Origin of the sequence: Microcystis sp. 49638_E5 (assembly GCF_021300285.1) — a bacterium.
GTDB classification, from domain to species: domain Bacteria; phylum Cyanobacteriota; class Cyanobacteriia; order Cyanobacteriales; family Microcystaceae; genus Microcystis; species Microcystis aeruginosa_C.
Window position 1 is genome coordinate 1 of sequence record NZ_JAJTDH010000132.1, and the last position, 7,117, is coordinate 7,117.

A 7,117-nucleotide genomic window follows, 5' to 3' on the forward strand; every position below is an offset into this window, starting at 1 on the left:
AAGACGTTCTCCTTGTAACTGCCCTCGATTCCACATTCTCCAAGCAGTGTCATAACTGATCCCTTTTTTCTTAGCATAATCTGATAGTTTTATATGAACTGCAATGTAAACTTGCACTAACCATATTAGCAGTTGTTTGCAGTCATTTGCATATACTTTTTACAAAACTTTACAATACCTGACTGGGGTACGCTCAAGAGATGGCGATCGCATCTGTTGTCGGTATCAAAATATTCTCGGAAATCGGCTTGGCATCGGGTAAGTAGTCCATAAAAAGCCTCATCTGATTCATTTGTACGGGACCAAAAATAGTGGCAAAAGAAACATCGGCGGCATCTCGTCCTGTGCCAACGCGAATTAGCCCGCTCTGAGGCACAAGGCGGGTAGGATCGAAAAGATACCAGCGACCCCCTAGATAAGCCTCAAACCAGGCATGAAAATCGGGGGGATTTAAACCATAGGCGTAGCCGGAAACAAAGCGTGCCGGAATGTTCAAAGCTCGACAAAAAGCAATGCCTAAATGGGCAAAATCACGACAAACGCCTACCCGTTCTATCGCTGTATCGCAAGCAGAAGTTAAAGAATCACTGCTACCAGAGAGATACAAAACATTGTCATAAATCCAGTTACAGATAGCTGTCACCCTGGAATAACCAGGGACTAAATGGCCAAATTCAGCCGCGACAAAGCGCAATAATCGATCTGACTGACAGTAACGACTCGGATAAAGATAGTACAAGATATCGAGGGGTAAATCGGCCGGCTTTACTTCAAAAATCGTACTGGGGTCTGAATAATAAGGAGATAAGCCAACGGTTGCTCGATAGGAAATTTGCAAATTGCCAGGAGGGGCATTGAGTCGAAAGTATCGATTTCCACTGACAGAAGTGATGTATTCCTCAATCGACCGTTGAGAGTTAGAATGGAGGTCTTCCTGAACAATAATCTGATGGTTGTTGCTGACAATAGCAATATTAAAAATCAGAGTGCTTGCTTGCTCAATGCTGTAGGTTAATTCACAGCCAAGCTCATACTTTAGCATATCGTTTTTCCCTGTCCTTTCAATACGAGCAGATGCTGGAGCCGAAGCCGATTGTAACGCTGCACCCATAAACAAGGCAGGTTGAAGGCTGTTCCCACGGCGAGGTTTACCAGCACACCCCAGCCAGGAGTCCAGAGCATCGTCACTAACCAAAACAGCCAGATGGCGATGTGAACGTATTCCGCGCGACGGGTTTCAGCCAAAAAACGGGACATTACGGCACAGTCCCCACCGCCAACGGATGTTTTGCGAAAACCTCCCGGGAAGAAATCCCCTGCTTCTGGCAACCGATCCTTCCATCGCTTGATCCGCAGTACCCGATTGTACCATTGTCTATCTTCCCCCCAGGGTCGTGGCCGGGTCAGGCAGGTGTCCGTTTCTAGGAATTTCAGGGGAAGTCGATGACCGACAAAACCGATCAAAAGTGACCAGGCTGTCCAACCGACCACACAAAGCCCGACAATTACCCCATCCGGTAACTGTAGTATAGATAATCTCATTCATTCACCTTGCCATCGGGTACTTATCCTTCGTCCTTTCCATTCGATTTGACCACGTTCGAGATTCAGAATTGCCAGCAGGAACACTGCAATGAAGAAGGCAACCGGAATGGGGAAGAAAAAGACGATTGCTCCGAATGAACCCACTGGCCATACAATTATGGCTAACTGTATGGCGAAGGCAAGATAAAGCAGTACGTTATATAGTAAGGATGAATTCCCGACAATCGGCCAGCCGAATAGGGATGCGGGCAGACACCAAGCCGCCCAGAACAACCCTGAAAGCCAGAACACAACCGCCAGCATCCGCAGCCAAGAGACTTCCCCTGCTGCGGTAGCAAAGTTTTTGTCGAAACCAACAACCAAGTCCCGCAGCCCGCCGGGGTACATCCGATAGTCCAGTTGGCCATGACCAATGTATGCACTCACTGGCAGTCCCGCACTCTCATAAATATGAGCCATGAACCAGTCTTCTACAACATATCCTGCCACAGCGTCGTGGCCGCCGACCCGCTCATAGTCATCCTTGCTGGTAGCCATAGCCGGTCCAAAAGCCACACCACCTCTTGCTCCCAGTTTGACGGCCATCAAGCCGACGAGATTGAACAGAACCGCTAACAGTTCGTAGGGGCGTTCAGTGCGGTGATAGGGCTGAACTGAGACCAGACCACCTAAGTGTTGAACAGTTGCCACCAGCCTGCGGAGCAGCTCCTCCCCTGGCTCAGTGTCGGCATCGAGAAAGACGAGAATATCGCCAGATGAGGCTGCATATCCGGTTTTGAGTGCCCAGTTTTTCCCTGTCCAACCTGTGGGCAAAGGGCTAGTCTGCACTACTTTCACCCCGGCCTGTTCGGCGATCTGTGGGGTAGCATCGGCGGACTGGTCATCGATGACAATGATTTCGTAGGGCTTGAATGTTTGCTGCTTTAAGGCTGTTAGCAAATTAGGGAGGGTACTCTCTTCATTCCTCGCCGGAATCAAGACCGAGACTTTAGGCGAACCGACGACTGAAAGGTCTGGAAGTCGCGGCAACCGCCACATCAATCCCCAGCCTATTAGCCAGCGCACCACCAGTGTGATGGACATCAGATCCATAATAATTCAACCTTTCCTTCCGTCTAGAACATCACTCACCTACCGATACGAATTCCCTTGAGAAAACTCAGCAATCCGAACACCTTAAGAATCCACAAAACGAGGGCGATGACAACCACAATGTTCAGGATTTGCTTGATCTTGCTGTCCATCGGAATGTAGTTGTTCACGAGCCACAATAGAACCCCAACCACGATGATAACTACCATAAACTGTACCAGATCCATGACTGATCTCCTTTCTCCGATCTAATGAGTTTCGTCAAGCATTTTATTCTCTTCATTATTATATATGCTCGTTTATATATGCTCGTTAGGTGGCCCAAGCAATCGCACACAATTCTTGAAGATACGCAATAAATCTACAAGATATCCTCATGGAATAGCAATTAGGAGATAAATATTAAATTTTTCAAGTTAGTATACAGAATATGAACTATCTGTTTACAGGTTCGCACAAAACAATGTTAACGGACAAATGTTCATCACTAACAGCCCTGATTGAAAAACACTTTGGCACTCTAAAAGACCCTGGATCGTTACACAACATTGAGAATTTGCTGATAGATATTATTGCGATTAATATCTGTGCAACCATTTGTGGGGCGAACAACTGGGAAGCAGTTGCTGCCTATGGTATAACCAAATATGAATGGCTAAAAACTTTTCTAGCTCTGCCTAATGGGATTCCCTCTCATGATACATTTATCCGATTATTTGCCCGTTTAAAATCAGAAGAACTCCAGTCATGCTTTATTAGTTGGATGCAAGCAGTTCATCAGGTGACCAATGGAGAACGCTTAAATGTGGACGGGAAAACCTTACGAGGGGCAAAAGAACGAGGAAATAACCGAAGTTTAATTCCTATGGTAAGTGTCTGGTCAGCCACTAATCATTTGGTACTTGGTCAACGAAAAGTCGCTGAAAAATCCAATGAGATTACTGCTATTCCTGAATTATTGAAGATTTGAGAAATTCGAGGTTGTTTAGTAAGTATTGATGCCATGGGATATCAAACTGAAATTGCCTCTACAATTATTGAGCAAGGCGCTGATTATGTATTAGCATTGTGAAAGGCTGATCTGCCAAGCATTATACCCTCAGTTATCTTTTGTTATCGTTTGAGTCCCGCTAAATAGGGCTTGCTGAATAATGGTAAAACCCTTTTAAAATAAGGCTTTTGACCTGTTAAAATCCGATGTTCATGCTGCGAAAATAGGATTGGGACATTCAAAAACCTTGCATTATCCTTTTTTTAGTACATAAACCAGTACAAAAAAGAGGGCAACAAAGCCTGAAACGACCGGCTATTGACGACCGACGACCGACTCCTAACCCCACCAACAAACTTTTTCAGCAAACCCTAAATAAGCAATTCGACTCACCACTACTTCCAGATCGCTACCCCATAGTCTATCCCTTTCCTGGCGTTACTGGGTTTTCTGCGTTTGCTCCAGATATTTCTGCACACTCTGTCCCATCTGCACCAGATTCGGTTCAATCTTTTTGGCCAGAAGCTCTTCGACTAGGTGAACTAAGCGACTGAGCAAGAAGGGGGGCACACTGTGAACTGCGCTGAGGTCAATCCTCACTTCGACTCGGCTTTCCACCAATGTGCAATTGCCTCGATCCAGAAAGCGGTTCTTGCCAGCGCAAAACACCGCCTCTCGGTAGGCATGGGTTTCAATTTGCCAGTCTACAGTAAACTCATTGTTGTCCCAGATATCGTATTCCGTCCAAGTGAACAGTTCTTCACTCAAAAGTGCCCGAGCAGCGGCTGGGATGTCCCCACCCCCATGCCACTCCAGCACCAGTCGCACCAGTCGCTCCGCTTCCTGGCGAGACTTGAGTTGCAGCGATCGCACATTGGGCAGATACGGCCCCAACTCCATCAGCTTGTCCCGATAGGTGGCATAAACCAAGGATCGAGAAAACGACACCTGTGAATCAACGGAAATTTTGATCATCTTTGGGCTCCAACGGCATGGGGCAAGATATGCAGTTTAACGCGGGTATGAACTACTTGTACATCTTCAACCCCTATCCGCCCGAATACTCCGACCCCGTTTAACTCCTCCTTCCACGGCGTTCAAACAACCGTTCGACCTTGGGAATTAAGGATAAGATTCCCAAGGCTAAGAGAGTGCTGAGAATGGCCGTCGCTTCTCGCCCCATCCCTGCCGCTACGCCGATGGCCGCCGTTAGCCATATGCCCGCCGCCGTGGTCATCCCCTTAGCCTCCTCTTGGTGCCTTCCTATAATGATCGATCCGGCCCCAAGGAATCCCACCCCAGCGATCAAACCCTGCAACACACGAGTTAAATCTGCGATCGATGCCCCAGATTGTTGAGGAATGAGGACGAAGAGTGCTGCCCCGAAAGAAACCAGCATATGCGTTCGCAACCCTGCCGCCTTGCCCTTGATCTCCCGATCGTACCCCAGTAGACCACCAAGGATCGCCGCAAGCAAGAAACGTAAAATGATGCGGATAATTTGAGCCACATCGGTGATCTCGGAGAATTCCGATAGCACAGTATTCCATATCACTTGCCACACACCCGTAGTCCCTCCTTACTTTGGCTGTACTTCATTCTACAAAGTTGGCTGTAATTTCTTTATTGATGTCCGATCGTTCTACCGATAGATTGCATCATCAATCGTGACTCGGAAAAACTCACCCTCTGACTCAAACCGCTCAGTGCCAAAGTACCATCCAATCCGCAGACGGGTCGGAATGGTATAGCCACAGAATGTGCCTTCTTCCTCTATAATTCCACCGAAGTCCACATAATGAGACTTAGACAAAAAACAAATCGAGAAAAGCCTCAACTCCAATCCCCGCTTGGGATTTACTTTGAGAAGCCCAAAATCGCTGAAACCCAGATATATCAAGGAAAATCATAAATCGAGGTTAACCCTTTGTCCCGTAATGGTTTGAGCCTTTTTTGCTGACCGAAAACGCCTAAGTCCCATTAACATCAATCACTCGAATCGCTTCGCACTCGCAAAGATTACACTGGACTTTACCCAAACTTTCAACTCCCGAACAAGGGCAATCTGGTCGCGATTTGATGCCTCTACTGACTTGGTAGTTATGGCTGGCTCGTGAGATAGTACAAGATAATCCTTTACCTTGGCAGAAGCCTCTTCCACAAAACTCTCTGACTCCTGGAAGGGTCGCTCAGGGTTTTGGGGCAATTTTAGCGGTGATTGGTACACCCGCCTGTTTCCCCAAAACCCGAGGAAAATCCCAGGGCTGGCCTAAAGGCAAAAAACGGACTCCAAAAATCCCTTATCCTACGGTCAAAAAACGCTATTCTGCCCCGCCTAAATCGAAAAAGACCGCATCTTAATCCTTCATCGTGCTTTTTATCTCTTTCTCAGTCTTTTATCCCTATTTGTGCCAATTTGGGCTGCAAATTAGTCTAAACAGAAGTTATGATTCTTATTTAACCATCTTTTAACGGCCGCATTTTCACAGTCTTGTTTTTGATGCCCATCTTGTTTTTTTAATGAATTCTGGCTCTAAATTAATTACTTGTTTTTGATTAGGAGAAACCACCCTAGGTGTGACACAGCCATGAAAATAAGTTGTAGTTCCCTTTCGATGATTACGACAATTACAATGAGGGCAATTAATTTTCTTAGATGAGAAATTTCTGTGCCATCTAATGCCACTAAAATTTCTCCATCTAAGTAGAGAAACTTTTTCAAAACTCCCTTTTCCTTTAACCATTGATAGACTTTTTGAAAAGTCCTAGAGACAGTAGAGGCTGGCACTGGCTCTGGCTCTAACAGATTTCTTATTTGATTATCCCTAGGAATTTTTTCAATTGAAAATAAACTTTCAGCATTATCTTTTCCCTTATTGCTTTTTATTAAACGTTGATGGTATAAAAAAGACGGCGACTGAGTAAAAAAGACTGAAAATGCAGCCATCACGGCATCTTATACCTGATATTTTGTATTATTTCCAGGTTTCCTCTCATCGGGTAAATCATGTAATTCTTGACGTAAAAATTGCATTAATTCCGAAATTTCTAGGGTTGCCGCTTTTTGAGCCATCTTGGAATAATTTGACGTGCTGGTGGATTTCTAACTCACCCATTTTACCTTAGCTGACAATAATTATAAATTTTTATTTCCCTTGAATTCCTTATTCTAAAAACAGAACTATCTTCCTGAATTTACCCCGTTCGTTCTCAGCCAATCCCTTTGATTGCTTGAGTATTTATACTTAATTTATCCAACCAATTGTTTTTTTAGTGATCGCCTCTCCCTGAAAAATAGTCACTTTCTACTATATTTTGCCTTCCAAAATCGGGGTTAATGCTCTATTTATTTCAAATTGACATCCTCACCGCCGTAAACGGACGGCGATTCCCAAACCTCACGATTTAGGTTTCTGCTTCTTTCCCTTGCGGGGTTCCGCACCTGCCTTAACAGATTTACTCTGTTCTGGTCTTATGGTCGCTCTACAG

Annotated in this window: 7 protein-coding genes and 4 pseudogenes; 2 read left to right on the plus strand and 9 right to left on the minus strand. The window is 45.5% G+C overall.

The annotated features are described in order from the left end of the window. From LW728_RS21765 to LW728_RS23315, 5 genes and pseudogenes are all read right to left on the minus strand, one after another. A pseudogene (locus LW728_RS21765) lies at positions 1-93 on the minus strand (IS607 family transposase); the annotation flags it as partial. Between the two features lie 100 nt (positions 94-193). After that, positions 194-1,042 carry a transglutaminase-like domain-containing protein gene (locus LW728_RS21770; protein WP_287768205.1) on the minus strand — a complete coding sequence of 283 codons (849 nt, stop codon included), beginning with the start codon at positions 1,040-1,042 and terminating at the stop codon, positions 194-196. Further along, positions 1,036-1,542, minus strand: a complete 507-nt coding sequence (locus LW728_RS21775) for a glycosyl-4,4'-diaponeurosporenoate acyltransferase CrtO family protein (RefSeq protein WP_002799014.1) — start codon at positions 1,540-1,542, stop codon at positions 1,036-1,038. Before LW728_RS21775 ends, LW728_RS21770 begins: the two co-directional genes overlap by 7 nt. Continuing rightward, the gene (locus tag LW728_RS21780) at positions 1,543-2,637 is read right to left on the minus strand and encodes a glycosyltransferase family 2 protein (protein ID WP_008206545.1); all 1,095 of its coding nucleotides are present in this window, start codon (positions 2,635-2,637) and stop codon (positions 1,543-1,545) included. A 35-nt stretch (positions 2,638-2,672) separates the two neighbouring features. Next, positions 2,673-2,864: a Thivi_2564 family membrane protein gene (locus tag LW728_RS23315; RefSeq protein WP_016515447.1), complete on the minus strand. Its 192-nt coding sequence runs from the start codon at positions 2,862-2,864 to the stop codon at positions 2,673-2,675. Between the two features lie 236 nt (positions 2,865-3,100). On the opposite strand from LW728_RS23315, the pseudogene LW728_RS21785 reads away from it, so the two are divergent. Beyond that, positions 3,101-3,706 (plus strand): annotated as a pseudogene (locus LW728_RS21785) (ISAs1 family transposase); the annotation flags it as partial. 360 nt (positions 3,707-4,066) lie between these two features. On the opposite strand, the gene LW728_RS21790 reads toward LW728_RS21785, so the two are convergent. From LW728_RS21790 to LW728_RS21800, 3 genes are all read right to left on the minus strand, one after another. After that, positions 4,067-4,603: a hypothetical protein gene (locus tag LW728_RS21790; protein WP_002803214.1), complete on the minus strand. Its 537-nt coding sequence runs from the start codon at positions 4,601-4,603 to the stop codon at positions 4,067-4,069. A gap of 100 nt (positions 4,604-4,703) precedes the next feature. Then, positions 4,704-5,192 (minus strand): MgtC/SapB family protein, encoded by a 489-nt coding sequence (locus LW728_RS21795; protein WP_004159254.1) that lies wholly within the window; start codon positions 5,190-5,192, stop codon positions 4,704-4,706. A 78-nt stretch (positions 5,193-5,270) separates the two neighbouring features. After that, complete coding sequence (locus LW728_RS21800; RefSeq protein WP_155120367.1) at positions 5,271-5,441, minus strand: hypothetical protein; 171 nt, start codon at positions 5,439-5,441, stop codon at positions 5,271-5,273. 172 nt (positions 5,442-5,613) lie between these two features. Between LW728_RS21800 and LW728_RS21805 the strand changes: the two are divergent. Further along, positions 5,614-5,989: pseudogene (locus LW728_RS21805) on the plus strand (NF041680 family putative transposase); the annotation flags it as partial. A gap of 85 nt (positions 5,990-6,074) precedes the next feature. Here LW728_RS21805 and LW728_RS21810 read toward each other — a convergent pair. After that, positions 6,075-6,701 (minus strand): annotated as a pseudogene (locus tag LW728_RS21810) (ISNCY family transposase); the annotation flags it as partial. Between the last annotated feature and the right edge of the window lie 416 nt (positions 6,702-7,117).

Excerpts from the sequence above, each read along its gene's own strand:
- LW728_RS21790 (WP_002803214.1), bottom strand. The coding sequence starts at position 4,603 with ATGATCAAAATTTCCGTTGATTCACAGGTGTCGTTTTCTCGATCCTTG.
- LW728_RS23315 (WP_016515447.1), bottom strand. The coding sequence starts at position 2,864 with ATGGATCTGGTACAGTTTATGGTAGTTATCATCGTGGTTGGGGTTCTA.
- LW728_RS21775 (WP_002799014.1), bottom strand. The coding sequence starts at position 1,542 with ATGAGATTATCTATACTACAGTTACCGGATGGGGTAATTGTCGGGCTT.
- LW728_RS21780 (WP_008206545.1), bottom strand. The coding sequence starts at position 2,637 with ATGGATCTGATGTCCATCACACTGGTGGTGCGCTGGCTAATAGGCTGG.
- LW728_RS21770 (WP_287768205.1), bottom strand. The coding sequence starts at position 1,042 with ATGCTAAAGTATGAGCTTGGCTGTGAATTAACCTACAGCATTGAGCAA.